The sequence below is a fragment of the Fluviirhizobium alvei genome, assembly GCF_030551875.1.
Taxonomy (GTDB): domain Bacteria; phylum Pseudomonadota; class Alphaproteobacteria; order Rhizobiales; family Rhizobiaceae; genus Rhizobium_E; species Rhizobium_E alvei.
Window position 1 is genome coordinate 91328 of record NZ_JAUOZU010000012.1, and the last position, 26268, is coordinate 117595.

The following is a 26268-nucleotide window of genomic DNA, read 5'->3' on the forward strand; positions in this document are numbered from 1 at the left end:
AGCCGAATCGCGGAGAATTCAAACCGGTTTTCCCGAGGCAAGGATATGACCGAGGCCCGCGCCAAGCACAATCAGCGACGCGACGATTGTCCAACTATTTCTCCATAACGACAGGCATCACGCACTTGCCGGTTGATCGACGGACGATGGCCGCGTTAGCGTCTCTTCATGGGGAATCGGGAGGTGAAGGTGTCAGACATCTACAATGGACAATGTTTCTGCGGCCAGGTGCGGTTCCGGATGCACGGCAAACCGATGTTCATTCATTGCTGCCATTGCACCGACTGCCAGCGCCAGACCGGATCGGCCTTTGCCCTCAACGGCATGATCGAAACGGAATGTCTCGAGATCACTGACGGTGAGCCTGTTGCGACAAGAATGCGGACCGACAGCGGCTATCCGCATGACATCTACCGCTGCGACACTTGCCAGACCGCGCTCTGGAGCGACTATGGCGGCCGGCCCTGGCTGCGTTTCGTCCGCATCACCACGCTTGCGGATGGCGGCGACCTCGTTCCGGATGTGCACATCTATACCCGCTCGAAGCTGCCATGGGTCGGGCTGCCGGCAAACGCGCAGACATTCGACGGCTATTACGATGCGAAAACGGTGTGGCCGCCAGAAGCCATGGCACGCCTCAAGGCCGCGCGCGCCAAAGCCGGCTGATCATCTTTTTACCCTGCGGCCATAAAGCTTCGCGGTCCAGGCGAACCACAGGCCGGGAACCGCAATCAGGATAAAGAAGGGCAGAGCGAGCTTGACCGCGATGAGGTTGTTGCGCGGCCCAACCTCCGTGCCCGTGGCATCGAGGCAGACCATGCGGATGCCCTTGCCGTTGCTGCCGGTGGTATGATCGATCTTCTGCCCTTCACCGCAAAGAATTCGTCCCATCGCGGTTGAAGATCGCAGGCTGTTGCCCGCGACCTTGTAGAGAATACCGCTTGCGGCAAAACCCATGACCAGCGCGATCAGGACCATGACAATCGACAGATAGATGCGTCCGCGCGTCGTTATGAGTGTGGCGTCGTTTACCGCCATGACGCGATCAATCGCCGGTTTCGTCGATCACCGGGGCGCCGGGCGCGTTCTTCTTCACCGATTCAACACAGTTCTTGGCGCCTGCCTTGGCAGAATAGGTTTCCGAACGCATCATCGTCTGGCCATTGGCTGCAACGAAACGGACGAAGGTTTCGCCATTCTTGGCTTCAGCAAGCTCGAAACGGTAGCCTTTGGCGGCCTCACCGGTCGCAAGATCGGCAGTCGCAGCCGCGGGCGCATTCTTCTTGACCGATTCCACGCAGTTCTTGGCGCTGGCGCGGGATTTGTAATTCTCCGACCAGATCATGATTTCGGAGTTGTAGAGAAACTGGACGCGGAACTCTTTGTTGGCTGCCTTCACGATCTTGAACTTGTGCATTGCATTCACTCCCAATCGCGCGATTTCTCGCCTGCCACGATACATCTCTAAAATGTGTAATAGACAGTCGGGGACGAAGCAAGGCCGCCGGATACGGCTCGGCTTGCAGGATCAAGCGATCCGTATCTCTGTACCCAAGTCGTCGGGGATCGCCTGATCATCGCAATCGACTTCGATGCGATTGCGGCCATTATGCTTGGCACCATAGAGCGCCCTGTCTGCCCGCTCCAGCAGATGATCGAATGTACCGGAAGAGCCATTGGCGGCGACGCCGAGGCTGGCGGTCACATAGGGCGATGTCGCCGTTCCACCGTTGCGGATATGCAGCGCCTCGATGGCATGGCGGATCCGCTCCGCCAGATCGGCTGCCTCCCCGAGATCAACACCCGGCACCAACACCAGCATTTCCTCGCCGCCATAGCGGAAGACCTTGCCCCGATCTCCCACCAGCGATGCCACGCAACGGCTGACCTCGCGCAGGCAGCCATCGCCCTCGACATGGCCGTGGCGATCATTGAACAGCTTGAAATGATCGATATCGAACAGGATGGCCGCAATGGCTTGCGGCTGCTTGCCGGGCGCCCAATGTTCTTCGCTGAAGCGATTGAGGCTGCGGCGATTGAGAAGTCCGGTCAGTTCATCCCGCTCGGCATTGTAGCGCAACTGGTCCTGCAGCAAGGTTCCGCGCAGGCGGTGAAGGAAATTCATGCGGTCGGTATATTCGAGATAATAGGCGCCGGCGGCCATGAAGACGGCGGCGGTGAGCACGAAGGAGAGGATGCTCGAATAGGTGAGATCATCAAATTTTCCCGCCATCGTCACCGTATGGATGGTGGTCATCAGCGTCAGGCCCAGGAGGGCGACCGGAAAACGCGGCCTCAGGACGATGACGAAGAACATCAGGGCCGCGACATTGCCGTTCTGATAGGTGAAGAGGTTGCCACCATGGGTTTCGCTGGCAATAACCATCGGCAGAAACGAACCGACGACGCCCGTCCAGAGCGTCAGAAGATCGTAGCGGATCGCAGAGGTCTTTCGCATGACAAGAGCCAGCCCGATGAGCGCACCGGGTGCAAAGATGGCGACGCGCGCCACCAAGAGTTCGGGAAAGACATCCGGCGTCAGGTTATAGTCGTCGGTGAGCTGGAACAGGTACATGGCAAGGCCAATGAGGGCCCAGAGCGGCGCCAGCCGCGAACGGTTGGCGGCATAGTCCTCGACGAACAGTCTCTCGATTTGCTGCTGGAAGCGGAAGACAACCGCCCGACGCCCGATCTGGCGCTCAACGTCTTCCAATGTCACGGCGCTCATCGCCATCCCCGTCTGTCATGCCTATGGGTCTACAGTAGGGCGCAAGTCTGAATAAGGGGTTTCGGTTTATGAGCGACTTCTGATGGTAAGATCGCCAGATTCCGGCGCTTGACATTCATCCAAATATTTGGATGATTTAAATCCATGAATGATTCAGCGCGCTTCAAGGTCCTTGCGGACGTCCACCGACAGGCGATCGTCGAACATTTGTCGGCGGGACCGGCGACCGTTGTCGAATTGACCAAAGTGCTGGGAATAAGCCAACCGGCGGTTTCCCATCATCTGAAACTGATGCGCCAGGCCCAGTTGGTGCGCTTTGCGCCTTCCGGTGCCAGCAACGTCTACCAGATAGATCCCGCTGGGCTCGCAGCAATGCGGGCATGGCTCGACCAACATTGGAGCCGCGCACTGGCGGCCTATCAGGACAGTTTCGAGGATGTGACTGATAAAGATGCGACAGATTGACCCGGCCCCCATCCGCAAGGAATTTGTGGTCCGCGCTCCGATAGCGCGCGCCTTCTCTACTTTCTTCGATAACATGCATCTGTGGAGCCCAAAGACGCACACGCTGTCGGGCGGAGAACGCGGCAACCTCTTTGTCGAGCCCAGGGTCGGCGGCCGCTGGTATGAGATCGATCGGAACGGCCAGGAATGCGATTGGGGCGTGGTTCTTGAGTGGGATCCGCCGCATGGCGCCCTCATGCTCTGGCAGATCGATTCCAGCTTTCGTTATGACCCGACCGTGCGCACCGAGGTATCCGTTCGTTTCGAGGAAATCGGCGGCGGACGGACGAAGGTGACATTCGAACATCGCAAGCTCGCATCGCTGGGCGGCGATACTGTCCGCACGCGCGGCATCCTCGATGGCGACAATGGTTGGGGCGGTGCGCTCGAAAACTACAAACGTCTGATTATGGGAGACAATGGATGAAAATTGCCCGTTACGCCTTCGCGATCCTGTTGGGCCTCAGCGGCCTCGGTCACTCGGTCGGAACATTTCTTTTCTACACACCGGGCACGGACGTTTTCGTCTGGTCGCTTGCCGCGAGCGCCTTTGTTGTAGCGGTCATTATCTTCAATCTCTTTGCGCTGTCAGGCCGTCCGGAGCATCTGATTGTGGCAACCGGAGCGGCGCTGGTCTGGATCGGTCTGGTTTTCGGCTTTGGTCAGGCGATCGGCAACCTGCTTGATCCGCGCATCCTGATGCATGCTGTCGCAGCAGGAGGACTGGTTGCGGTCAACGTCATCGAACTGGTTCGCGGTCAGCGGAATGCCGCCCTTCCGGCGGTATAGGCAGGCTCTTAAAACCCCTGAAACAGGAAATCCGTTGCCGCAACAATGCGATCACGTTGCTGAGAAAGATCAGCAACATAGGGACCGATCTCAGAGGTGCTGATTGCGGCCATGCGCTGTGTCGCCATCACATATTGCTTGCCCGCAACCTCGAAATGCGGATTCAGGTGAGCAATGGCCCACGGCATCTGATCGACAGGGATCAGCGGCGCCACAATTCTTGTCTTCAACACATCGAGAAGATCGGCCTGCAGATCCAGTAAAAGAGTGTCATCACGCCGCAGGCGATAGACATGAAACCGAGGCATTAAAACTGCCGCAGATCCGCAAGTGGCAAACCGTGCTGTTCGGTATGCTCATTTTCGCGCCTGATGGCTTCGGCGTTTTCTGCCAGCCAATTCTCATGCTGCGCAAGACGCGCGCTGTCGATATCGGCACCATCACGCGTCGAATGATCAACCGAGTTCCTGGCATTGCCTGAATTGCTCGCGCGCTGTCGCATTTATTTCTCCTGGGGCGCAGTATACCTCAGGTCGTCGAAGTCGCAAGCCTACTCGTCACTCATCCGCAGTGCCGCAATAAAGGCTTCCTGCGGGATTTCGACCTTGCCGAACTGCCGCATGCGCTTCTTGCCTTCCTTCTGCTTGTCGAGCAGCTTGCGCTTGCGGGTGGCGTCGCCGCCGTAGCACTTGGCCGTCACGTCCTTGCGCAGTGCCGAGATCGTCTCGCGGGCAATGACGTTGCCGCCGATCGCCGCCTGGATCGGGATCTTGAACATATGTTTCGGGATCAGATCCTTGAGCTTTTCGCACATGTCGCGACCGCGCTTTTCCGCTGCCGAACGGTGGACCAGCATCGAAAGCGCGTCGACCGGCTCGCCGTTGACGAGGATCGACATCTTGACGAGGTTGCCTTCCTGATAATCCGTCAGGTGATAGTCGAACGAGGCATAACCCTTCGAGATCGACTTCAGGCGATCATAGAAATCGAACACGACTTCGTTGAGCGGCAGATCATAGGTCACCATGGCGCGGGTGCCGGCATAGGTGAGTTCGACCTGGATGCCGCGGCGATCCTGGCACAGCTTGAGGACCGAGCCGAGATAATCGTCCGGCGTCATGATCGTGGCGCGGATCCACGGTTCGCGGATTTCCTTGATCTTGACGACATCCGGCATATCGGCCGGGTTATGCAGTTCGCGTTCGCTGCCATCGGTCATGGTGAGCTGATAAACGACCGAGGGGGCGGTGGCGATGAGATCGAGGTTGAACTCGCGCTCGAGACGTTCCTGGATGATTTCGAGATGCAGCAGGCCGAGGAAGCCGCAACGGAAGCCGAAGCCGAGCGCGGCGGACGATTCCATTTCGAAGGAGAAGGAAGCATCGTTGAGGCGAAGCTTGCCCATGGCGGCGCGCAGATCTTCGAAGTCGGCGGCATCGACCGGAAAGAGACCGCAGAAGACGACCGGCTGGGCCGGCTTGAAGCCCGGCAGCGCTTCGGCCGTGGGCTTGCGATCATCGGTGATCGTGTCGCCGACGCGGGTATCGGCCACTTCCTTGATCGAGGCGGTGATGAAGCCGACCTCGCCCGGGCCGAGTTCATCGACATTGACCATTTTCGGCGTAAGCACGCCGATCCGTTCGATGCCGTATTTCGCATCGGTTCCCATCATGCGGATGATCTGGCCCTTCTTCATCACGCCGTCGATGACGCGGACGAGAACCATGACGCCGAGATAGGTGTCATACCAGCTGTCGACCAGCATGGCCTTGAGAGGCGCATTTTCATCGCCGATCTTCGGGGCCGGCAGACGCGTGACGATCGCCTCCAGCACATCGGGAATGCCAATGCCGGTTTTGGCGGAAATCATCACCGCATCAGACGCATCGAGGCCGATGACATCCTCGATCTGCTGCTTGATACGGTCGGGTTCCGCGGCCGGCAGATCGATCTTGTTGAGGACGGGCACGATTTCATGGTTGGCATCGAGCGCCTGATAGACATTGGCGAGCGTCTGGGCTTCGACACCCTGCGAGGCATCGACCACGAGCAGCGAGCCTTCGCAAGCGGCGAGCGACCGCGAGACTTCATAGGCGAAGTCGACATGGCCGGGCGTATCCATGAGATTGAGGATGTAGGTCTCGCCATCCTTGGCCTTGTAGTGCAGACGCACGGTCTGGGCCTTGATGGTGATGCCGCGTTCCTTCTCGATCTCCATATTGTCGAGAACCTGTTCGCTCATTTCGCGATCGGCCAGCCCGCCCGTCGTCTGGATCAGACGGTCGGCAAGGGTCGATTTCCCGTGGTCGATATGGGCCACGATCGAGAAATTGCGGATATGGGAAAGAGGAATGCGGTTTTCTGTGCTCATGGCCGCCCGCATACAATGAAACCGGTAAAAGTGTAAAGATCAGAGCCTGCGAAAGCCGCCGAATTCAGGAGTTTCAAGCCTGCCGCTCGGCTTTCGTCATGGCCTGGATCGGCCGCGCCTGTATTTCTGCCAACGGCGCTCCACCCAATAAATGGCATGACGGATGGGCCTTCTCAGGCGCGGAAAATCCTGCGCCAGGAAAATCAGCCCCAGCGGCACCATCCAGAAACCCAGAACCGGCAGAAAGCCGAGGAAGCCGCCGATCACCAGAAGGATACCGAGCGGAATGCGGATGATGCGGGCGCGCGGGTTGCGAATCGCATCGAAAAACCATGACAACCACGATGGCAGCCGGCCGGATAGGGAATCCAGCTTGCGGTCCAATCGGTGGCTGTCACGGTCTGTCATCATCATCTTTCGCATCCTGTTCGAATGACAGATAGGAATGCTGGGGCCGGGTTTCCAGCATTGGGCTTGTCGCGGCGGCTGCAGCCGGCTCGCGAAGGCCGCATTCAGGTCGGGCGACGAACCGTCAGCGCTACGAGCTTCATCACCAGAGGCCGCACCGTCAGAACCACGAAGAATGCTGTCGGCATGGCGATCTGCCAGGTGTGCAGAACACGGGCCAGATAGTCTCCCGACAGGCCGCTATTGATGGCGACGATGACGAAGCACATGAAGAGCGACATCAGGAGGGCCATGTAGAAAGAAAAGACGATTGGGGTGAAGCGGGCCGGAATGCCGAAACCCGTGTTTGATTGTTTGCTCATGATCGATTGCTCCTTGTGACGGTGTTCAGATAGCGCTCGCCATTCACACAGATAAGATTTATAGTTTTTAGTATATTCGCAATCAAAACTAATGAATTGGATCGATCTTGGACCAGTTTCGCTCGATCGAGAGTTTCCTCACCACTGTCGAATGCGGTTCGATCGCCGCTGCCGCACGAAAGATGGGCGTAACCGCCGCCGCCGTCAGCCAGTCACTGCGCAGGCTCGAAAACGAGCTGAACGTGTTGCTGCTGACCCGGACCACGCGCCGGATCAGCCTGACGGAAGCTGGTGCCACCTATTATGAACGGATCAAACCGCTCGTGGCCGGTCTGGAGGCTGCAGCGGAAGAGATTTCCGAGCGGGAGGGCGAAGCCACCGGCCGGCTGCGGATCGCCGCATCGGTCGCCTATGGCCGTCACCGGATTGCGGCCATCGTCGGTCGTTTCGCGAGCATGCACCCGAAACTTTCGGTGGAACTGATCCTGGCTGATCGCAGCGTTGATCATGTCAGCGAAGATATCGACATATCCATCCGGTTCGGCCTTCTCCTGGAGCCGGGTCTGATCGCGCAAAAAGTCTCGACCGAGCCGATGTTCCTCTGCGCAGCCCCGTCCTATCTCGAACGACGCGGCTGGCCATCCATTCCCGACGACCTCGGCCATCATGATTGCCTGACCTTCAGGTTCCCTGTCGACGGGCGGCAGTTGCGCTGGAGTTTCAACGTCGATGGCGTGCGCGTAACGCCAGTACTCAAATCCTTTGTGATGGCAAACGATATCGATGCGCTGGTGGAAATGGCGATCGCCGGCGTCGGCATCACCCGCCTCGGTCGCTTCATCATTGGCGATCATCTTGATCGCGGCCGGTTGGTGCCGCTCTTCACCGGCACCCATGGGCCCCGGATCGATCCGGAGCCGTTCGATTTCTACGCCTGCTATCTCGACCGCCGATCGAAGAGCCCCAAGGTGCGGCTCTTCATCGACTATCTGAAGCAGTCGCTGCGGGATTGATCTCAGTCTTTCGGGCAGAGATCGATCGGTGTCGGCACCATGCCGAGATGCAGCTGGCTTCCCGACCAGGGATGCGCGTCACAGACGCTTTCATCGAGTTCGACACCCAGACCGGGCTCGGTCGACGGGATGACATAGCCTTCCTCCAGCACGATCTTCTTCTTCAGCAACGTTTCGTGGAAGCCGTCGAAGGTCTTGATCGCCTCGAGAATGAGGAAGTTCGGCAAGGTCGCGGCGAGCTGGATGTTGGCCGCAGCCTCGATCGGGCCGCAATAACAATGCGGCGCCACCTGGATATGGTAGGCTTCGGCCATCGCCGCGATCTTCTTCGTTTCGAGCAACCCGCCAGAACGTCCGAGATTGGGCTGCAGGATGGCGGCGGCGCGATGTTCGATCACGCGTGCGAATTCCCATTTGGTGGTCAGGCGTTCGCCTGTCGCCACCGGAATGCTCGTTCCTCGGGCCACCTGCGCCATGACTTCCGGCATATCGGGCGGCACCGGCTCCTCGAACCACAGCGGATCGTATTTCTCCAGCGCACGCGCCATCCGGAGTGCACCGGCTGCTGTGAACTGGCCATGGGTGCCGAAGAGAATATCGGCCCTGTTTCCAACCGCCTCGCGAACCGCGCGCACCATCCGTTCCGAGAGATCGATATCGTAGAGGCGAGGCTGGTGCCCATCATAGATGGTATAGGGGCCTGCCGGATCGAACTTGAGCGCGGTGAAGCCTTCCTTGACATATTCGAGAGCGGTCGCGGCGGCCATGTCCGGATCATTATAGACATTCTTGCCCTGGATCTCCGCCGGAACCACCGAGCCGCTCTTCGGATAGAGATAGGTGTAGGTGCGGATCCGTTCATTGACGAGACCACCGAGCAGCTTGTGAACCGGCTTGCCGGCTTCCTTGCCGATAATGTCCCAGCAGGCCATTTCGAGCGCCGATACGCAGCCCATGATCGTCACATCCGGCCTCTGCGTGAAGCCGGACGAATAGGCATTGCGGAAGAAGCTCTCGATATCATGCGGATCGCGACCAACCAGGTAACGTTCGGCGCAATCCTCGATCAGTTTTGCCGTCAGGTGCGGATCGAATGTCGCATTGTAAGCTTCGCCATAGCCGACGACATTGGAATCCGTCGTCAGCCTCACGAAAATGAAATAACGCCCGCCGGCGCCCGGCGGCGGATTGCCAACGACCCAGGTTTTGACATCGGTGATTTTCATGAAGCGTTCCCTCGTTTGTCGGCAACGGTTTAGCCGATTTCGGCTACGGATGCCCGCGCAATCCCGTCAGGAAAAAGGCGGAAATGGAACCGGCTGTGCAGAATGCAATTTTGGCCTTGTGCCGGCGAAAGCAATCCGCTTGGCTCATGGCGAAGGGAACGGACCATGGCAGACACGATCAAACTGGATGAAAGCTGGAAGGCGGCATTGGCGGGCGAGTTTTCCGCGCCCTACATGGCGAGCCTCAAGAGCTTCCTGCAGGCGGAAAAGCAGGCCGGAAAGGTGATCTTCCCGAAAGGTTCGGAATATTTCCGGGCGCTCGATCTCACCCCGCTCGGCAAGGTCAGAGTGGTCATTCTCGGCCAGGACCCCTATCACGGGGACGGTCAGGCGCACGGACTCTGCTTCTCAGTGCTGCCCGGCGTCCGCATTCCGCCCTCGCTCGTCAACATCTACAAGGAAATGCAGTCGGACCTCGGCATCCCACCGGCCAAGCACGGCTATCTCGAACATTGGGCGGACCAGGGTGTTCTTTTGCTCAACAGCGTCTTGACGGTGGAACGGTCGCTTGCCGCCTCGCATCAGGGCCGCGGCTGGGAGAAATTCACCGATGCCGTCATCGCTCGGGTGAACGAGCAGGCCGATCCCGCCGTCTTCATGCTCTGGGGCTCCTATGCCCAGAAAAAGGCGGCCTTCGTCGACCAGACGAAGCACCTGGTCCTCAAAGCGCCGCACCCTTCGCCGCTGTCAGCCCATAACGGCTTCTTCGGCTGCCGGCATTTCTCCAAGGCCAATCATTTCCTCGAGGAACACGGCATGGCGCCGATCGACTGGCAACTGCCCGCGCAGGTCTGATCCTGTCAAAGCGTGATCGCGTAGCGGACGAACTGGTCGCGCTTGGTATAATGGTCATAAAGCCGGCGGGCGGTTTCGTTGTCTTCCGCCGTGATCCAGTAGACCGACGCCCAGCCCTTTTGCCGGCCAAGCGCCAGAAGGTCATCGAGCAGCGCCTGCCCGACCCGCAGACCACGTGCCGTCGGGCTGACGAACAGGTCCTCGAGATAGGCGACCGGGCGCGTGTCCCAGGTCGTCAGATGCGTATGGTGATGGGCAAAGCCAACCATATTGCCGCCGACCTCCGCCACGCGGCAGGTCAGTTCGCACATCGGATCGAGAATGCGCGCCCAGGTGGCCATCGTGATCTGCGGCTCGATTTCGACACCGTAGAATTCGCAATAGCCCTGCCAGAGCGGCATCCATTCGGAGAGATCTCCGGGTCTTGCATCGCGGATGGTCGCCACCATGGACCTGCTCCTTCAGCCGTGAAATTGCGCGGTGAGTTTTACCATCAGTTCGCCGAGCAGCGCCTCGGTCGTCTCTGCCGCGCCGGTTTCGATATAGAGCCGCATTTCGGGTGCGTTGCCGGACTGGCGAAAATGCACCGTATCGCTGTTATCGAGCTCCATGCGCACCCCATCGAGCGTTGAAACCGCTTTCGGATCGGCAATGCGCGCATCGAACGACAGACGCGCATCCCGCGATGTCTCCATGGATTTCAGGAACACCGACGCCTTGTCGGCCGGAACGTCCTTGACGCGGTCCGCCTTCATAAACCGGGGCGGCAATGTCGCCACCAGTTCGGCGAGAGTCTTGCCCTGTTGCCGCGCCAGAACCAGACCGGACACCGCGGGCAGGATCGCATCGCGCGTCGGCAAGGGATCGAGCCTGCCATTTGGAAGATCAATGGCATCCTGCAGCAGGAAACCGCCATTGGCCTCGAAACCGACTACCGGATGGTCCTCGCCGACCGCCATGCCGGCGACCACGTAGGGAGAGCCGATGCGGGTACGATCGACCCTGGCGAACCAGCCCGATTGTTCGATCGCCGAGGTGGAGGAGAGCGGCGTTACCACCGTCCGGGCACCGAGGGCTTTCGCGGTCAGCATGCCAAGCACATCGCCATTGATCTGGCGGCCGGTTCCATCGATCACCAGCGGCCGGTCACCATCGCCATCGGTGGAGATCACTGCGTCGAGCTGATGTTCGGCAATCATGGTGCGCGAGCGCCTGATATCTTCGGGATCGAGCGCCTCGGTATCGACAGCGACGAACCTCTCCACCCGCCGGAACGGATGGATCTCGGCACCCAGCCCCGTAAAGATCCGCACCGTCAAATCGCGGCCAACCGCCGAATGAAGATCGATGCCGATCCTGTAACCGTTGAGCGCGCCGGCGCCGAAAGCATCAACATAGCGCGCCACATAGGCTTCGGCGATCGCAGGATCCGCCTCGCCTGTCTCGGCGCTTTCGGCCGGAATGCCCGTTGCCATGATCGCTTCGGCGCGCTCGCGCACCGGCGCCTCGTCCTCTTTCAGGAACTCGCCATCGGGCCGATAGAACTTGATGCCGTTATAGGTTTCGGGAATGTGGCTGCCGGTGATCATGATCGCCGGGCATTTGCGTGCCATCGCATAGGCGGCTAGCGCGGGCGTCGGCACGTTGCCGGCCCAGACGCCCTGCCAGCCCATGGCACGGATTGCGGCAATGACCTGGCCGGCGATCCGCGGACTGGAATCGCGCAGATCAGCGCCGACATAGGCGGTCTTTTCTTCAGCTTCATCGGCACAGCGCTCGAGAAAGGCGGTGATATAGGCCTTGCAGAGTTCAGAGGTAAAATCGATTGCCGGCCCTCTCAGGCCCGAAGTACCAAATGCTGCAGCCACCCGAATCTCCCTTGAACATCAAGCGCGCACCGTTCCTAGCTGCTTTTCAGGCGGAAGTAAAAACCATCCGCAGACCGTGGTAAATCGCGTTTCGACCCGGTTGGAAATCGTTGAAATCTGCAAGACTCATGCTATTAATTCGGCACGGTTGGCGCCTCACGCGACAATCGGGCCGTGGGGCTATAGCTCAGCTGGGAGAGCGCTACGTTCGCAATGTAGAGGCCAGGAGTTCGATCCTCCTTAGCTCCACCAGCATTCCCGCATGACGATGATATAAGACGCAAATCCGGCGATGCAATTGACGGTGGCGCCCTTCGCCGTGACGCCAGTGTCTCCACCGACCACAGGATCGTGGACATCCAGTGCAACGGAACGTTGGGGGCACCTACAGCCGACACCGTTTGCCTCGAAGAAAGCCAGCTCCTTAAAGCCAGGCAGAACGCTGAATAAAGCCCCGGATTTCGGCGAAATATTTCCAGATTCCTTGCGCCTCCCCCTTCAAAGCGAGGATAGAAATTATATATCGTCACTTCTATTGGTTATTCCCTTTATTTTCCGCCAATTTATTTGCGCTCCCGGCAAATGAAATCGAATACATTTTTGCTTTTATTTCGTTTTCCCTTGCATTTTATAGAGAAAAAGCCCATATTTCAATTGAGTTGATTTGGCCGATTTGGCTTCTGCGGTGTCAGAGACCCGCCTTTACCCCCGAACTCTCAAAAAGACTGTATGCTGCGTATACGGCAGCAATCACATTTCGTTCAAAGTCGGATCTGTCCTGACTGATGCCGTCCTTCGATGGCCGGATGATGCAGCATTCCGGCTCCCGCGAGACCGCCAACCCAAACCGTTTCAATCCAATGGAGGTCGAAATGTTGACGCGCAGCACCCAGACGATCGCGCATTTCGCTTCGCCCTTTCGTTTGACCGCATTTGAAGCCCCGCTCCCTGCCGGCGATTACCGCATCGACTATGACGAGGAGCAAATCGAAGTCGCCAGCCGTCTCGCTTGGCATCGAACCGGCGCATTCATCTTTCTTCCCGCCATCGGTTCGGTGAGCACATCCCAACAGATGGTGCCGATCGCGATGAGCGACCTTCACAACCTATTGCAAGAGGACCATGAAAACTCATGACCATACATAGCAAACACAAAATCAACCGACGCCCCATGACCAATGGAGCAGCAACCCATCTTTACGTGATCGGGCAGACGGTGAAGCCTAGGCGCGGCCTGCCGATGTCCGTCGGACATCCGGCCGAGATCTACCACATCACCGCAGCACTGCCCGCGTCCGGCGATGTGCTGCAATATCGCATCCGCAGTGACAATGAAAATTTCGACAGGGTCGTGACGCAGGATCTGGTGGAACCCGCCGTTTCGCGCCAGTCACGCTCTGGCTCCACACTTCTCACGGAGACTTTCGGTCATGGCTAAGGGTCAAAAGAAAAGCAATCGCGAGGTTCGCAAGCCCAAGAAGGAAAAGGTTGCTCCCGTGCCGGAGACCACCTTCGGCAGCCAGGTGAAGCTTGCCGCCACAGGCAAGGAAAAAGGCACAAAGCCGAAGCATTGAAACCAGGTCGCCTGGCCGCGCTTTTCCTGGCCGGGAATGTGTTTAGAAGGAGTGGATCATCATGACCGCCAACACCAAAATTTCTCTCCGCAAGTTTCCGAGCGCCGCAATCTGCGCCTGGGAAAACGAAGGTGGCGCCGTCGGCCCCAACATGGATGAATTCCAGTTTGGTCGCCGCATCGAGATGGATCGATCCTGGACCGTCTATCACGTTTTCAGCGGCGTTCCCGCTGTCATCGAGGGTGAACGGCTCACGGGACTGAACAAGGATTCCGCCACACGGGGTATGCTGTCTCTCAACCAGCACCATGCCGCACACCAGAAGGCGGGGATCATACGGTTCACGCAGCCGAAGCCTCTTTCACCGAAGGCGTTCTGATCATGGCACTGGCTTTCCCCAATGCAAGCCGCAGTTATGACGAGGTCCGCAAAGCCATCCGCTTTTCGGGTCATGACGGCATGTTCGAAATCCGGTTCTATGTCGAAGCGGAGGCGATCGCCGGAATGCGCTCACCTCCGACCCAGGCCGAGGCCGTCGAGGCTTCCCTGCTGTCTGCGTTTGATCGTCACCGAACTTCCATCTACGATGCTGCACAGAAGGCCTATTCCAGAGGGCGCAGCAACGTCTTCACCCTGACTGCGACTGATTTTCACTGATTGGCACGCCATGTTCATCCGATACGGATATGAAATGACATTATCCTGCCAGCAGCCGACAGCGCTGGTCTGTCTGCTCTCCGTCCACCAGGATCGGGCAGCAGATATTCGTGTCCCAGAGACAACCTTCACAAATCCCGATATTGCAACCTCAACCTACCTCGACCTCTTTGGCAATCGCTGCCGACGGCTCGTGGCACCAGTGGGCGACCTGACGATCTGGGGTGATGCAACGATCTGGGATTCCGGAAAGCTGGACGATTATCTGCCGCTGGCACGTGAACTCGCCGTATGGGATTTGCCGGATGATTGCCTCGTGTACCTGACCGGCAGCCGTTACTGTGAAACCGATCGCCTCAGTCAGGTCGCATGGGATATGTTTGGCAACATCAATCCCGGCTGGGGGCGTGTGCAGGCGATTTGCGATTTCGTGAATAACCATATCCACTTCGACTACATGCAAGCGCGATCCACCCGGACGGCTTTTGAGACTTTTCAGGAGCGGGTTGGTGTGTGTCGAGACTTCGCCCACCTTGCCCTGGCCTTCTGTCGCTGCCTCAATATTCCGGCGCGCTATGTCAACGGGCATCTTGGCGACATCGGTGTGCCGGTGGTGGATCCGATGGATTTCAGCGCCTGGATCGAAGTCTATCTGGATGGCGCCTGGCGCACGTTCGACCCCCGCAACAATACGCCACGAATCGGCAGGATTGTGGTGGCCCGTGGGCGCGATGCGGCCGATATTCCGTTGATCAATTCGTTTGGCCCGCACATTCTGAAATCGTTTCGGGTCTGGACCTATCAGGTGCCTGAGCCGGGTTTGTGAATCCAGTTGGGTACCGGGTCTTTATGCGTCGCGCGGCCCACTTGACGATTTACGCAAGATCGCAGCCCTAGCCTGCGCGGCCATTGCTGCCCGTCTGTCTGTTGCGGGAGCGATCGTCCTGCATAGTGCCTTCGAACACGCCCCCTTCGAGCACGACCTGATTTCGACCCGCTTCTTTTGCGGCGTAGAGGCACTCATCAGCGATCGCCAGCGCCGCTTTCATCGCATTTTGCTCGACCGACGCCGCAGACGCAACGCCAAAACTGATGGTGATCTGGCGATTGATGCCGATGGGCCGCCAGTCACGGGTCGAAAAACGCATGCGGGCTGTGTGAGCGATCAACCCGCCTTCCGCGAGACTTGCGCCGGGAACGAAGGCCACGAATTCCTCGCCACCAAACCGAGCCGAGATGGCATGCGGCGGCAGAGAACGCAGAAGTTCATGCGCCAGGCCAGCGATGACCCGGTCACCGGCAGCGTGACCGAATTTGTCATTGACCTGTTTGAAATGATCGATGTCACAGGTCATGATGACACCTGCCTGCATTTCATCGCCCGTCAGGGCTTCGATCTGGCTCTCGAAGCCACGGCGATTGAACAATCCCGTCAAAGGATCGCGCTCTGCGGCATCGCGATAGTGCCTCAGCACCCGCATGACCAGCGAGCCCATGACCGACAGGGCGAAGAAAACACCAAGCCCGCCTGCCATCAGTTCGCCGACGCTCAAGTAGAGTTCGACCGAAAAGGTTTCGGTTCCCTGGATGAGTGCGCCGAGCAGGCCGAAAATCAACAGCCGCGTCAATGCATCAAGCACAAGCAGGCTGGACGTGATCACCAATGCCCGCTCGTCGCGGTAACGCGCCTTGCGCATAATGTCTAGCAACGGCAGACCGAGCATGACGGCGACCACAAGATCGTTCAGCAGAACCTGGATACGCGCATCGCCAAAGGCGAACACCACGAAGGTTTCGAACGGAATATAGGCCAGAAGAATCCACTGCCGGATCCGTTGTGCGGTCGGTTGACCGAAATGAACCAGCAGGGCCTGCCCATAGAAGAAATAGCCGAAAGCGAAAGAGACATCGGACAACACGACCGCGAAGGGTTCATGCTCGAAGGGAATCTGAAACAGAAATCCGAGAGCGCACAGGCCGAAGCCCAGGCCCCATTGCAGCGCCGCCTGCAAGCCAAGACGCGACAGGGCCAGGCAGGTCGTTGCCACGGCCAGCATCATGACAGGCAGAATAAACGACTGATATTCAATCGTGTCCATTCAACTTCCTTGCGCCCCATAACGGGCGCTTGGCACTATAGTCCCGACGTATTAAGAAGAGCTAAAAACCGACATTCCGACTGAGGCTCGCTGGCTGTTACCCGGCGCGACAAAGCGAGATTTCAACCCTTTGCGAACAGCGAAAAAACATGAGCATGACGACAATCTTTGGCATCAAGAATTGCGACACGATGAAAAAAGCCTTCGTCTGGCTGGATCAGCACGGCGTTTCCTACCGCTTCCATGACTACAAGAAAGAGGGCATCGATCAGGATACGCTCGCGCGCTGGGTCGATGCGCTCGGATGGGAGCGCGTGCTTAATCGGGCCGGAACCACCTTCCGCAAGCTTTCCGAGGAAGACAAGGCGGGGCTCGATGCGGCAAAGGCGATCGCGCTCATGCAGAGGGAACCGTCCATGATCAAGCGCCCGATCCTCGACCCAGACAAGGGGCCACTGACAGCCGGCTTCAGCCCGGATCTCTATGAAAGCCTGTTCGGAGTGAAGTGATGTCGAAATCGACCCGGGCAACGCAGGCCTTGCAGAAGGCGGGCGTCGCCTTTGAAACGCTCACCTACGACTATGACCCGGATGCCGACCGGATCGGCATTCAGGCTGCCGAAGCCATCGGCGTTTCGCCGTCGATCGTGCTCAAGACGCTGATGGCGGAGGTGGATGGCAAGGCCGTCTGTGCCGTGGTGCCTTCCGACCGGGAAGTGTCGATGAAGAAGCTCGCCGCCGCCTTCAAGGGCAAATCGGCCAACATGATGAAGCCGGCGCAGGCCGAAAAGGCGACCGGCTATGTGGTAGGCGGTATTTCGGCCTTCGGCCAGAAGAAGACGGTTCCGACCGTCATCGAAGCCGAAGCGATGGAGCACGCCTTCATTTTCATGAATGGCGGGCAGCGCGGCCTGCAGGTCAAGCTCGCCCCGCAAGATGCAGCGAGGGCCATCGATTCGATCGTGGCCCCCGTCGTTGCCTGAGAAATCGTAGACGGCTCAGTTGGCGGCTTCAGCCGCGCCGTTTGCAGTCTCGGCCTTCGGGCCACCCTTCGACACGCCAACCATCGCCGGCCGCAGCACGCGGTCACCGATGACATAGCCATCCTGCACGACCTGGATCACGGTGTTGTTCGGCAGTTCGGTGTTGGGAACCTCGAACATGGCCTGATGGAAATTCGGGTCGAACTTCTGGCCATTCGGCTCGATCTTCTTGACGCCGTGACGCTCCAGCGCCGACAGCATCGCACGTTCGGTCATTTCCACGCCTTCGATCAGCGCCGTCAAGCCGGCATCGGCTCCGGCGCGGGCTTCGGCCGGAATGGCATCGAGTGCCCGACGCAGATTGTCCGAAACCGACAGCATGTCACGCGCAAAAGATGCTGCCGAATAGGTCTTGGCATCCTTGATCTCGCGTTCGGTGCGCCGGCGCAGATTGTCCATGTCGGCAGCAAGACGCAGATAGCGATCCTTGAGATCGGCGTTTTCGGCTCTCAGAAGCTCGACGGGATCCATTTCCGCTGCGGCTTCCGTCGTCACGGTGTCCGCGCTGGCATCCGCTACCTTTTCATTTGCGTCCGTTTGATCTGGGCTCTTATTTTCGTCCGTCATCTCGGTCTCCGCATTTTCCGTTTATTGGATTTGCACGGGATATCGATGCTTGAGGCGAAAAAATCAAGTGTTTCAAGCAAAATCTGAACATCCGATCGCCTGCAACCGCATCGATGTCGCAGGCAGACACCATCTTAGGGCCGAATGGCCGCCTTCGTCAGATTTTTCCCGCCAGTTTCGAGATCAACTGGGCGGTATAATCCACCATCGGCACGATCCGCGAGTAATTGAGCCGCGTCGGGCCGATCACGCCCACGGCCCCGACAATCCGCTCCTCGCTGTCCCGGTAGGGTGCAACGATCAGCGACGAACCCGAAAGCGAAAAGAGCGTGTTCTCCGAACCGATGAAGATGCGAACGCCCTGACCGCCTTCGGCAAGGTTGAGGATGTCGGAGAGCGATTCCTTTTTCTCGAGATCATCGAACAGCAGGCGCAGCCGCTCGATATCCTCCTCGCCTTCCAGACCATCGAGCAGGTTGGATCGACCGCGAACGATGAGGCGGGCCGGTTTGCCATCCTCTTCGGCGCCCGACCAGATGGCAAGCCCGCGCTCCACCAGATCGCGCGACAATTGATCGAGCTCGCTACGGATCGTCTCCTTGAGCCTGTCGATCCGGCCTCGCGCCTCGCTCAGCGTCAGGCCGGACAGATGCGCATTGAGAAAGTTTGCCGCCGCTGCCAGTTGAGAGGCCGTGACGCCGGCCGGAAGCGAGATGATGCGGTTTTCCACCTCATCCTTGTCACCCACCAGCACTGCGAGAGCCTTTTCCGGCGACAGGCGAACGAATTCGATATGCTTGAGCAGCGTGTCGCTCTTGGTCGTGATCACGAGGCCGGCGCCGCGCGAGAGCGACGACAGCATCTGGGTCGCACCCGTGAGGGCATTTTCCACCGGCACATCCCGTCCATCCGGCCGCATCTGGCGTTCGATCTCGCGGCGCTCGTCCTGCGAAAGATCGCCGACCTGCATGAAAGCATCGACGAAAAAGCGTAATCCCTGCTGTGTCGGCAAGCGGCCCGCGGAAATATGCGGCGAATAGATGAGACCCAGATCTTCCAGATCGCTCATCACATTGCGGATCGAAGCCGGCGACAGCGAAATTGGCAAAAGCCGCGACAGCGATCTGGAGCCCAACGGCTCACCGTTGCCGAGATAGGATTCGACAATCCGGCGAAAGATTTCGCCGGAACGTTCGTCCAGGCCCCGCAGGGCATTGTTCCCATCTTTCTTCAACATCACATTCCCGGATCAGTATGGCTTCCGAAACACCAGAATATAGGAATTCGCAGTGGTTTCGCAAAAGCAATTTCCAGCCTTTTCCTTTGCAAAATCGCCCGCAGACGCTTATGACCCCTGCAAACAGACAAATAGTAAGCGAGGAACCAATGCGCCCGTCCGGACGAAAGACAGATCAGATGCGCAAGATCAGCTTCGAGCGCGCCTTCTCAAAGCATGCCGAAGGTTCCTGCCTGGTGAAGTTTGGCGACACCCATGTTCTTTGCACGGCCAGCGTCGAAGAAAAGCCGCCGGCATGGCTGCGCAACACCGGCAAAGGCTGGGTTACGGCAGAATATGGCATGCTGCCGCGTTCGACCGGCGAGCGCATGCGCCGCGAGGCGGCATCCGGCAAGCAGGGCGGCCGCACGCAGGAGATCCAGCGTCTCATCGGTCGGTCGCTGCGCGCCGTCGTCAATCTCGAGGCGATGGGCGAGCGCCAGATCACTGTCGACTGCGACGTCATCCAGGCCGATGGCGGCACCCGCACCGCCGCGATCACCGGCGGGTGGATTGCTCTGCATGACTGTCTGAAATGGATGGAATCGCGCGGCATGGTTAAGGTCGAGAAGGTCCTCAAGGACCACGTGGCCGCCATTTCTTGCGGCATCTTTGCCAACCAGCCCGTGATCGATCTCGATTATCTCGAGGATTCCTCGGCCGAAACCGATGCGAATTTCGTCATGACCGGTTCGGGCGGCATCGTTGAGATCCAGGGGACAGCCGAAGGCGCACCCTTCAGCGAAGAAGAACTCCTGACGCTCATGGGCCTGGCCAAGAACGGTATCGCCGAACTCGTTGCCCTGCAGAAGCAGGCCATCGGCTGAGGCATGGAGACCGTCAACGCTCCCGACGCGATCCTGGAATCGGCACTCTATGTCGATGATCTCGATCGCGCCGAGGCGTTCTACGGAAAAATTCTCGGACTTGAAAAGATCAGCCGCGCCGCAAACCGGCATGTGTTTTTCCGCTGTGGCAGCGGCATTCTGCTGATCTTCAATCCGGCGGAAACAGAGAAGCCGCACGAGCCCGGCCAACTCGCCGTTCCCGCCCATGGTGCGCGCGGTCCCGGTCATCTTTGCTTTCGAAGCGATGCCGCCGGTATCGAGCGCTGGAAAGAGCGGCTGACATCGGCCGGAATCGCCATTGAATCCATCGTCGACTGGCCGAAGGGCGGCCGGTCGCTCTATTTCCGCGACCCGGCTGGCAATTCGCTCGAATTTGCCGAAGCACGGATCTGGAACATTTGAACGTAGGACCGAACATGCGCAAACTCGACACCAGGACGATCGTGGTCGCCAGTCACAATGCCGGCAAGATCCGCGAGATCCAGGATCTGATCGGACCGTATGGTTTCACCGCAAAATCCGCCGCCGAGCTCGGCTTTGCCGAGCCTGACGAGACCGGCACCACCTATGAGGAAAATGCCAGGATCAAGGCGCTCGCTTCGGCAGAAGCTGCGGGCATGGTGGCGCTTTCGGACGATTCCGGCCTCGCGGTCGATGCGCTTGGTGGCGCACCGGGTGTCTACACTGCAAACTGGGCCGAAAAGGCCGATGGATCCCGTGATTTCGGCATGGCGATGGAGAAGGTTGAGACCGCACTCCAGGAAAAGGGCGCGACCGACCGCGACCAGCGCACCGGTCGTTTCGTCAGCGTACTCTGCCTTGCATGGCCGGACGGTCATACAGAGATTTTCCGTGGCGAGGTCGAAGGCCATATCGTCTGGCCGCCACGTGGCTCGCTCGGTTTCGGCTATGATCCGATCTTCGAACCGGAAGGCTATGACGTGACCTTCGGGGAAATGTCTGCCGAGCAGAAGCATGGCTGGAAACCGGGCGATGCCTTCGCCCTGTCTCACCGCGCCCGCGCCTTCAAGCTGTTCGTCGAAACCTGCCTGGAATCCGCTGAATGACGAAGGAGGCGACGCTCTTGCCAGATACGGGCGAGCCCGGTTTCGGGATCTACCTCCATTGGCCCTTCTGTGCAGCGAAATGCCCCTACTGCGATTTCAACAGTCATGTCCGCCATGTCGCGATCGACCAGGAGGCCTATGTCGCGGCGTTCCTGCGTGAAATCACCACCATGCGGACGCTTTCGGGTGCGAGAACCGTTACATCGATCTTCATCGGTGGCGGAACGCCTTCCCTGATGAAGCCCGAAACCGTGGATGCGATCCTCAACGGCGTGGCACGGCATTGGCACGTTCCCGACGGGATCGAGATCACGCTTGAGGCCAATCCATCGAGCGTCGAAGCGGAGCGGTTCCGCGGCTATCGGTCCGCTGGCGTCAATCGGGTCTCGATGGGTGTGCAGGCACTTAACGACCGCGACCTGAAATTCCTCGGACGCCTGCACGACGTTGCCGATGCGATGAAGGCGATCCGGCTGGCACGCGACATCTTTCCGCGCATGTCCTTCGACCTGATCTATGCCCGCCCTGGCCAGACCCAGGACGAATGGGCCCGGGAACTGCGGCAGGCGATCGATCTGGCCGTGGATCATCTATCGCTCTATCAGTTGACGATCGAGGAAGGCACGCCCTTCTTCGGCCTGCATCGGAATGGCAAGATCAATCTGCCGGATGCGGATACAGCCGCCGAACTCTATGAACTAACCCAGGACGTGACCGAAGCCGCCGGCATGCCGGCCTACGAGGTCTCCAATCACGCCGTTCCGGGCGCCGAAAGCCGCCATAACCTGACCTACTGGCGCTACGGCGATTATGCGGGCATCGGTCCCGGTGCGCATGGCCGGTTGACATCGGCGGGGCGCAAACTCGCGACTGCGACCGAGCGCAATCCCGAAGCCTGGCTTGCCATGGTGTCGGAACAGGGCCACGGAATGGTGGAGCAGGATCTTCTGGAACGCGAAGAACAGGCCGATGAGATGCTGCTCATGGGTCTGCGGCTGCGTGAAGGGCTCGATCTTGCGCGCTGGAGAGCGCTTTCGGGACGCGATCTCGACCCCGATCGCGAACAATTCCTGCTCGATCAGGGCTTCATCGAGCGGCTTGGCAATTCGCGGCTGCGCTGCACCCAAAGCGGCATGCTGATCCTCGATGCCGTGGTTGCCGATCTCGCTGCTTGATCTTTTTCAAGTGATTTCAAGACCATCTTGACGACAATCCGCAAATCGATTTTTATCGCGATGAATCTAGGTAGCGCCAGGACGATCCCGCTCTCCGCGTTCAGAACCTGATTTCCCTCTTGTGATGTCAAAAACCACATGTCGGCACCTCATTTCGTGGAGCCGGCCGCTCTGGGCAGAAGCAAGTCGTTTCTTTCCGTCGAATGGCCTACGCTCTTTCTTGCGCTTTTCATCTATCTCTCCTGGATTCTTCTCACCTGGTTCTGGCAATCGATCCCGTTTCTCCTCCTGTTTCTGGCTGGGGGCTGGATCATTGCCTGGCATGGCTCGCTGCAGCATGAAGTGCTGCACGGACACCCGACCCGCATCCGCCGGATCAATGACGCGATCGGCTGGGCTCCGATCTCGCTCTGGCTGCCTTACCGGCTCTACAAGAGCTCGCATCTTCAGCATCACCGCGACGAATGGCTGACGGACCCGATCGAGGATCCCGAATCCTACTATCTCACCGGTCCGGCCTGGCAGCGGATGGGACCGTTCGGCAGAATGATCACTGCGGCCAACAATACCTTGCCGGGGCGGTTGCTCATCGGCCCCTTCATTGCCCTCGCAGCACTCTGGGGCTCAGAAGCCAACCGCCTCCTGAGGGGTGACTTCGGCCATGCCGGGCTCTGGTTCCGCCATGCTCTCGGTGTGGCCGCCGTGCTCTATTGGGTCATGGTCGTTTGCGCCATGCCGCTCTGGCTCTATCTGGTCGCCTTCGCCTATGCCGGGCTTTCCTTCTCAAGGTTGCGGTCCTTCGCCGAGCATCAATATGCCGGCACAAAGGAGGAGCGGACAGCGATCGTGGAGAATACGCCCGCCTTCGGCTTGCTGTTCCTGCACAACAATCTCCACATCGTGCATCACAGCCTGCCGCAGCTGGCCTGGTACCGAATCCCTGCCCTGTACCGGAAGCATCGGGCAGATTTCATCGCGCTGAACGGCGGCCTCATATATGACGGCTACATCGAAGTGGCGCGACGGTATTTTGTCCGGCAGCATCACCGGCCAGTCCATCCGGACCATCAGGCCGCATCCGTGATACCGGTTCTGGACCCAACGATGGCAACAGCAGATCAGGCAAGCTCGGGATAATCGAGCGCCCACGCCTGCTCTGCCAAGAGAGCCAGCCTCTCATAGGCTGGCTCACTCAGCAGATCAAAGCCGATAAGACCCAGCGGCGCAGCAATGGCCGCATGGATCGGATCAGTCGCGATCTCGGGCAGAATGGCGCGGAGTACCGCGACTTCCGCATCGCTGGCATCAAGCCTCGTAATGATCGGCAGACCGGGACCGGCCGGGGTTTCGGCCAGAATTTTAAGCCCGGCAACGCGGGAAGGATCGTGGACGGCGGTTAGTCCATAAGTGACGCTGTCGATCGCCGCCACATCGGCCAAGCCTTCGCGCACTGCGGCCATGGATGCGAGGTGGCCGCCAGTGACGCGGACATCGGAAAAGAAACGGCCCGACACGGCAAGCGGCGCCACAAGGGCCCGCAAGAGATTCATGCCGGAATTCGACATCCGGTCATTGATGGCGGCTCTGGTACCGCGCAGCGCTTCGACCGAGGAAAATACACTTTCGTCCCGGACGATCACGAAACTGGCCCGATCCGATCCGGATCCGCCTGCAAAGCGATAGCGCGGAGTGCCGATGAGACGCACCCGGCCACGCAGCTGCATGATGAAAGGATAGCCGCAGGTTTGCGCGAAAACGAGATCGGGCTGAAGCCACGCTGCCTCATGCCCGATATCGTGATTGAGTCGCTCCGGAGCTGAAAAGCCCTCCGCTCTCAGCCGGTCGCGGACAACCGACCAGAGCGCATCGTTGGCAGAACGAACGGCGGGCGCCATGTCATACATGGCAAGACTGGCCAGAGCCATGCGCGCCCCCGAATCCGATCAGCCTTCGTTGATGAGTCGCCGCAGAAGTTCGACTTCCTGCGACAGCTTCTGGTCTCCGGACAGAAGCTCCTCGATCTTGCGAACGGCATGCAGCACGGTCGTATGGTCACGACCGCCGAAGCGGCGACCGATTTCCGGGAACGAGCGCGGTGTCAGCGTCTTCGACAGATACATAGCGATTTGACGCGGCTTGACGATCACCCGGGTACGCCGGTTGGAGACCAGCTCCTGGCGCGACACATTGTAGTGCCGGGCGACGATGCGCTGGATATCCTCGATGCGGACCCGCTTCGGCTCACCGGCACCAACGAGATGGGCAAGAAGCTCATCCACGCGATCGAGTGTCAGATCCGGCTCGAAGGAGCGGCGGAAGATCAGCTGGTTGAAAGCGCCTTCCAGTTCGCGGCCCGAAGCCGTGACGTTGCTCGCGACATGCTCGAGAATCGAGTCGGGAATTTCAAGGCCCGGATCGTCCTGTCTTGCCTGCGCCAGACGCTGCCTGAGCATTTCAAGCCGCATATCGAAATCCGGCGCATCCATTTCGATCGCCACGCCGCCCTGAAGACGCGAGCGGACCCGCGGATCGAGCGATTCCAGTTCCCAGGGCGCGCGGTCGGCGGCAACCACCACCTGCTTGGCGCTGTCGAGCAGCATGTTCAGAAGATGGCAGAACTCGTTCTGGATCAGCTTGCCCTGCAGGAACTGCATGTCATCGATGATCAGGATATCGATGTTGCGAAGCGAGTCTTTCAGCGTCAGCGCGTCATTGTCGCGAATGGCCGTCGCGAAGCGCCACATGAAATATTCTGCCGTGAGATAGACGACCCGCGGGTTGCGCGGATTGGAGAGCGCTGCGGCGGCAATAGCCTGCAAGAGGTGAGTCTTGCCGAGACCGACGCTCGAATGAATGAAGAGCGGGTTGAACCGTACGGCGCTCGAACCCGATTCTGCAATCGTACGGGCAGCAGCAAGAGCGACGCGGTTGGAAGCGCCTTCGACGAAGCTGGCAAACGTGTAGCGGCTGTCGAGGGGCGAGCCAAACAGCGGGCTGTGCGATGCCTGCCGGGCAGGCTGTGCCGACTGGGCAGACTGCTGGCCGAGGAATGCCACGGAATTGGACGGCTTGCGGCTGGCCTGCGGCTGGGCCGAGGTCTCGCTGACCGGCATTGCCGCCTCATCCATGTTCGGTCTGTTCGAGCGGGCCGCGCTACGGACCACGATTTCGACCTTCAGGATATTGGCATCCTCTTCGCGGAAGATGCCGGTGATCATGTCGAGATAACGATTGTTGATCCAGGACTTCAGGAAGGTCGTGGGAACCGAAAGCCGCACGACACTCTTGGATACCGAATGGATCTTCAGCCGGCCGAACCAGCTGGTAAAGACTTCCGGACCCACTTTCGCCTTAAGCTTCGCAGAGAAACGCTCGAACAGGGCGTCATGTTTCATGCCGCTATCCCCTCCTTCGGCATCCATCGTCTGCTTGGCCGTCGTCGCTGCATCTCCTCGATGAGAAAATGCGCTCGATTCTGATACGTTCATGTGCATTCCGCCGCCTTTGAATTCTTGCATGGCAGGCCCTTTGCGGGCTCTGTCGTTTTTTCATTTCGATGGACCTTCCCGAAACGCATCATCCCCATGATGCATCGCAGGACCTCGTCGGTCCATTATTCCAGTCATTGCCTTCGACCCTTCGGTCTGCCCGGGCAATGCGGGCTTTTGGTTGCCACAACCTCCGATTAAACAGAATGTCCCGCACGGAGAGCGCAAAGCCCTCGTGTTCAACCTCGTCAATGAGAATTGTAAAGCTAGAAACAGTCCCTGATATGGATCGGTAAACAAGCCATGATCGTCGCCTTTTTGGTCTCGTTGGACGATCCGTCTCACGCCCTT

Annotated in this window: 35 protein-coding genes and 1 tRNA gene; 20 read left to right on the forward strand and 16 right to left on the reverse strand. The window is 59.1% G+C overall.

Annotated elements, in window-relative coordinates:
* Positions 1–189: 189 nt before the first annotated feature.
* The gene (locus Q4481_RS16335; RefSeq protein ID WP_304377471.1) at positions 190–666 is read left to right on the forward strand and encodes a GFA family protein; all 477 of its coding nucleotides are present in this window, start codon (positions 190–192) and stop codon (positions 664–666) included.
* Here Q4481_RS16335 and Q4481_RS16340 read toward each other — a convergent pair whose 3' ends face one another.
* The 3 genes from Q4481_RS16340 to Q4481_RS16355 all read right to left on the reverse strand — a co-directional run bounded on the left by Q4481_RS16340 (position 667) and on the right by Q4481_RS16355 (position 2728).
* Positions 667–1038, reverse strand: a complete 372-nt coding sequence (locus tag Q4481_RS16340; protein ID WP_304377472.1) for a hypothetical protein — start codon at positions 1036–1038, stop codon at positions 667–669. It abuts the gene before it with no gap.
* Between the two features lie 7 nt (positions 1039–1045).
* A complete protein-coding gene (locus Q4481_RS24665; RefSeq protein WP_377352772.1) occupies positions 1046–1417 on the reverse strand; it encodes a YegP family protein in 372 nt (123 codons plus the stop codon).
* A gap of 111 nt (positions 1418–1528) precedes the next feature.
* Positions 1529–2728: a GGDEF domain-containing protein gene (locus Q4481_RS16355; protein ID WP_304377473.1), complete on the reverse strand. Its 1200-nt coding sequence runs from the start codon at positions 2726–2728 to the stop codon at positions 1529–1531.
* 144 nt (positions 2729–2872) lie between these two features.
* Here Q4481_RS16355 and Q4481_RS16360 point away from each other — a divergent pair, with 144 nt between their 5' ends.
* Genes Q4481_RS16360 through Q4481_RS16370 form a run of 3 tightly spaced genes read left to right on the forward strand, consistent with a single transcriptional unit; the run spans position 2873 to position 4021 of the window.
* Complete coding sequence (locus Q4481_RS16360; RefSeq protein ID WP_304377474.1) at positions 2873–3193, forward strand: ArsR/SmtB family transcription factor; 321 nt, start codon at positions 2873–2875, stop codon at positions 3191–3193.
* The gene (locus tag Q4481_RS16365; protein WP_304377475.1) at positions 3180–3659 is read left to right on the forward strand and encodes an SRPBCC family protein; all 480 of its coding nucleotides are present in this window, start codon (positions 3180–3182) and stop codon (positions 3657–3659) included. The genes Q4481_RS16360 and Q4481_RS16365 overlap by 14 nt, the downstream gene beginning before the upstream one ends.
* Positions 3656–4021 (forward strand): hypothetical protein, encoded by a 366-nt coding sequence (locus Q4481_RS16370; protein WP_304377476.1) that lies wholly within the window; start codon positions 3656–3658, stop codon positions 4019–4021. The genes Q4481_RS16365 and Q4481_RS16370 overlap by 4 nt, the downstream gene beginning before the upstream one ends.
* Before the next feature lie 8 nt (positions 4022–4029).
* On the opposite strand, the gene Q4481_RS16375 is transcribed toward Q4481_RS16370, so the two are convergent.
* From Q4481_RS16375 to Q4481_RS16395, 5 genes are all read right to left on the reverse strand, one after another.
* A complete protein-coding gene (locus Q4481_RS16375; protein WP_304377477.1) occupies positions 4030–4329 on the reverse strand; it encodes a CcdB family protein in 300 nt (99 codons plus the stop codon).
* Positions 4329–4523, reverse strand: a complete 195-nt coding sequence (locus Q4481_RS16380; protein WP_304377478.1) for a type II toxin-antitoxin system CcdA family antitoxin — start codon at positions 4521–4523, stop codon at positions 4329–4331. Before Q4481_RS16380 ends, Q4481_RS16375 begins: the two co-directional genes overlap by 1 nt.
* A gap of 48 nt (positions 4524–4571) precedes the next feature.
* The gene (gene lepA, locus Q4481_RS16385; protein WP_377352776.1) at positions 4572–6404 is read right to left on the reverse strand and encodes a translation elongation factor 4; all 1833 of its coding nucleotides are present in this window, start codon (positions 6402–6404) and stop codon (positions 4572–4574) included.
* 84 nt (positions 6405–6488) lie between these two features.
* Positions 6489–6806 carry a hypothetical protein gene (locus tag Q4481_RS16390; RefSeq protein ID WP_304377480.1) on the reverse strand — a complete coding sequence of 106 codons (318 nt, stop codon included), beginning with the start codon at positions 6804–6806 and terminating at the stop codon, positions 6489–6491.
* A 98-nt stretch (positions 6807–6904) separates the two neighbouring features.
* The gene (locus Q4481_RS16395) at positions 6905–7162 is read right to left on the reverse strand and encodes a DUF2798 domain-containing protein (protein WP_304377481.1); all 258 of its coding nucleotides are present in this window, start codon (positions 7160–7162) and stop codon (positions 6905–6907) included.
* 107 nt (positions 7163–7269) lie between these two features.
* Here Q4481_RS16395 and Q4481_RS16400 point away from each other — a divergent pair, with 107 nt between their 5' ends.
* Positions 7270–8175, forward strand: a complete 906-nt coding sequence (locus Q4481_RS16400) for a LysR family transcriptional regulator (RefSeq protein WP_304377482.1) — start codon at positions 7270–7272, stop codon at positions 8173–8175.
* Positions 8176–8177: 2 nt separating this feature from the next.
* Here the strand turns inward: Q4481_RS16400 and Q4481_RS16405 are convergent, their stop codons facing one another.
* The gene (locus Q4481_RS16405) at positions 8178–9401 is read right to left on the reverse strand and encodes a mandelate racemase/muconate lactonizing enzyme family protein (protein WP_304377483.1); all 1224 of its coding nucleotides are present in this window, start codon (positions 9399–9401) and stop codon (positions 8178–8180) included.
* 165 nt (positions 9402–9566) lie between these two features.
* Here Q4481_RS16405 and ung point away from each other — a divergent pair, with 165 nt between their 5' ends.
* The gene (ung, locus tag Q4481_RS16410) at positions 9567–10256 is read left to right on the forward strand and encodes a uracil-DNA glycosylase (RefSeq protein WP_304377484.1); all 690 of its coding nucleotides are present in this window, start codon (positions 9567–9569) and stop codon (positions 10254–10256) included.
* A 5-nt stretch (positions 10257–10261) separates the two neighbouring features.
* On the opposite strand, the gene Q4481_RS16415 is transcribed toward ung, so the two are convergent.
* Positions 10262–10705 (reverse strand): GNAT family N-acetyltransferase, encoded by a 444-nt coding sequence (locus tag Q4481_RS16415; RefSeq protein WP_304377485.1) that lies wholly within the window; start codon positions 10703–10705, stop codon positions 10262–10264.
* A gap of 12 nt (positions 10706–10717) precedes the next feature.
* Complete coding sequence (locus Q4481_RS16420) at positions 10718–12124, reverse strand: phosphomannomutase (protein ID WP_304377486.1); 1407 nt, start codon at positions 12122–12124, stop codon at positions 10718–10720.
* A gap of 176 nt (positions 12125–12300) precedes the next feature.
* Between Q4481_RS16420 and Q4481_RS16425 the strand changes: the two genes are divergently transcribed.
* The 7 genes from Q4481_RS16425 (at position 12301) to Q4481_RS16455 (ending at position 15181) form a co-directional block, all read left to right on the forward strand.
* Positions 12301–12376: transfer RNA gene (locus Q4481_RS16425), tRNA-Ala, on the forward strand.
* A 533-nt stretch (positions 12377–12909) separates the two neighbouring features.
* The gene (locus Q4481_RS16430) at positions 12910–13260 is read left to right on the forward strand and encodes a hypothetical protein (protein WP_304377487.1); all 351 of its coding nucleotides are present in this window, start codon (positions 12910–12912) and stop codon (positions 13258–13260) included.
* 35 nt (positions 13261–13295) lie between these two features.
* Complete coding sequence (locus Q4481_RS16435; protein WP_304377488.1) at positions 13296–13562, forward strand: hypothetical protein; 267 nt, start codon at positions 13296–13298, stop codon at positions 13560–13562.
* The gene (locus Q4481_RS16440; RefSeq protein ID WP_304377489.1) at positions 13555–13698 is read left to right on the forward strand and encodes a hypothetical protein; all 144 of its coding nucleotides are present in this window, start codon (positions 13555–13557) and stop codon (positions 13696–13698) included. Before Q4481_RS16435 ends, Q4481_RS16440 begins: the two co-directional genes overlap by 8 nt.
* A 61-nt stretch (positions 13699–13759) precedes the next feature.
* Positions 13760–14077 (forward strand): hypothetical protein, encoded by a 318-nt coding sequence (locus Q4481_RS16445; protein WP_304377490.1) that lies wholly within the window; start codon positions 13760–13762, stop codon positions 14075–14077.
* A 2-nt stretch (positions 14078–14079) separates the two neighbouring features.
* Entirely contained in the window at positions 14080–14355 is a 276-nt protein-coding gene (locus tag Q4481_RS16450; RefSeq protein ID WP_304377491.1) for a DUF1488 family protein, read from the forward strand.
* Between the two features lie 10 nt (positions 14356–14365).
* A complete protein-coding gene (locus tag Q4481_RS16455) occupies positions 14366–15181 on the forward strand; it encodes a transglutaminase-like domain-containing protein (RefSeq protein WP_304377492.1) in 816 nt (271 codons plus the stop codon).
* A gap of 67 nt (positions 15182–15248) precedes the next feature.
* Here the strand turns inward: Q4481_RS16455 and Q4481_RS16460 are convergent, their stop codons facing one another.
* Positions 15249–16454 (reverse strand): GGDEF domain-containing protein, encoded by a 1206-nt coding sequence (locus tag Q4481_RS16460; RefSeq protein ID WP_304377493.1) that lies wholly within the window; start codon positions 16452–16454, stop codon positions 15249–15251.
* A 155-nt stretch (positions 16455–16609) separates the two neighbouring features.
* On the opposite strand from Q4481_RS16460, the gene Q4481_RS16465 reads away from it, so the two are divergent.
* Positions 16610–16963, forward strand: coding sequence for an ArsC family reductase (locus tag Q4481_RS16465; protein ID WP_304377596.1), 354 nt, complete (start codon positions 16610–16612; stop codon positions 16961–16963).
* Entirely contained in the window at positions 16963–17436 is a 474-nt protein-coding gene (gene ybaK, locus Q4481_RS16470) for a Cys-tRNA(Pro) deacylase (RefSeq protein ID WP_304377494.1), read from the forward strand. The genes Q4481_RS16465 and ybaK overlap by 1 nt, the downstream gene beginning before the upstream one ends.
* Positions 17437–17451: 15 nt before the next feature.
* On the opposite strand, the gene grpE is transcribed toward ybaK, so the two are convergent.
* Both grpE and hrcA read right to left on the reverse strand, forming a co-directional pair.
* Positions 17452–18063: a nucleotide exchange factor GrpE gene (gene grpE, locus Q4481_RS16475; protein WP_304377495.1), complete on the reverse strand. Its 612-nt coding sequence runs from the start codon at positions 18061–18063 to the stop codon at positions 17452–17454.
* 157 nt (positions 18064–18220) lie between these two features.
* Positions 18221–19300: a heat-inducible transcriptional repressor HrcA gene (gene hrcA / locus Q4481_RS16480; protein ID WP_304377496.1), complete on the reverse strand. Its 1080-nt coding sequence runs from the start codon at positions 19298–19300 to the stop codon at positions 18221–18223.
* A gap of 149 nt (positions 19301–19449) precedes the next feature.
* On the opposite strand from hrcA, the gene rph reads away from it, so the two are divergent.
* The 5 genes from rph to Q4481_RS16505 all read left to right on the forward strand — a co-directional run bounded on the left by rph (position 19450) and on the right by Q4481_RS16505 (position 23566).
* Positions 19450–20166 (forward strand): ribonuclease PH, encoded by a 717-nt coding sequence (gene rph / locus Q4481_RS16485; RefSeq protein WP_304377497.1) that lies wholly within the window; start codon positions 19450–19452, stop codon positions 20164–20166.
* Between the two features lie 3 nt (positions 20167–20169).
* The gene (locus Q4481_RS16490) at positions 20170–20589 is read left to right on the forward strand and encodes a VOC family protein (RefSeq protein ID WP_304377498.1); all 420 of its coding nucleotides are present in this window, start codon (positions 20170–20172) and stop codon (positions 20587–20589) included.
* Between the two features lie 14 nt (positions 20590–20603).
* The gene (gene rdgB, locus Q4481_RS16495) at positions 20604–21254 is read left to right on the forward strand and encodes an RdgB/HAM1 family non-canonical purine NTP pyrophosphatase (RefSeq protein WP_304377499.1); all 651 of its coding nucleotides are present in this window, start codon (positions 20604–20606) and stop codon (positions 21252–21254) included.
* Positions 21251–22429: a radical SAM family heme chaperone HemW gene (gene hemW / locus Q4481_RS16500; RefSeq protein ID WP_304377500.1), complete on the forward strand. Its 1179-nt coding sequence runs from the start codon at positions 21251–21253 to the stop codon at positions 22427–22429. Before rdgB ends, hemW begins: the two co-directional genes overlap by 4 nt.
* Positions 22430–22567: 138 nt before the next feature.
* Entirely contained in the window at positions 22568–23566 is a 999-nt protein-coding gene (locus tag Q4481_RS16505; RefSeq protein ID WP_304377501.1) for a fatty acid desaturase, read from the forward strand.
* Here the strand turns inward: Q4481_RS16505 and Q4481_RS16510 are convergent.
* Positions 23548–24354: a phosphate/phosphite/phosphonate ABC transporter substrate-binding protein gene (locus Q4481_RS16510; RefSeq protein WP_304377502.1), complete on the reverse strand. Its 807-nt coding sequence runs from the start codon at positions 24352–24354 to the stop codon at positions 23548–23550. The two genes, Q4481_RS16505 and Q4481_RS16510, sit on opposite strands and share 19 nt — an antisense overlap.
* A gap of 18 nt (positions 24355–24372) precedes the next feature.
* The gene (gene dnaA, locus Q4481_RS16515; RefSeq protein WP_304377503.1) at positions 24373–25923 is read right to left on the reverse strand and encodes a chromosomal replication initiator protein DnaA; all 1551 of its coding nucleotides are present in this window, start codon (positions 25921–25923) and stop codon (positions 24373–24375) included.
* Between the last annotated feature and the right edge of the window lie 345 nt (positions 25924–26268).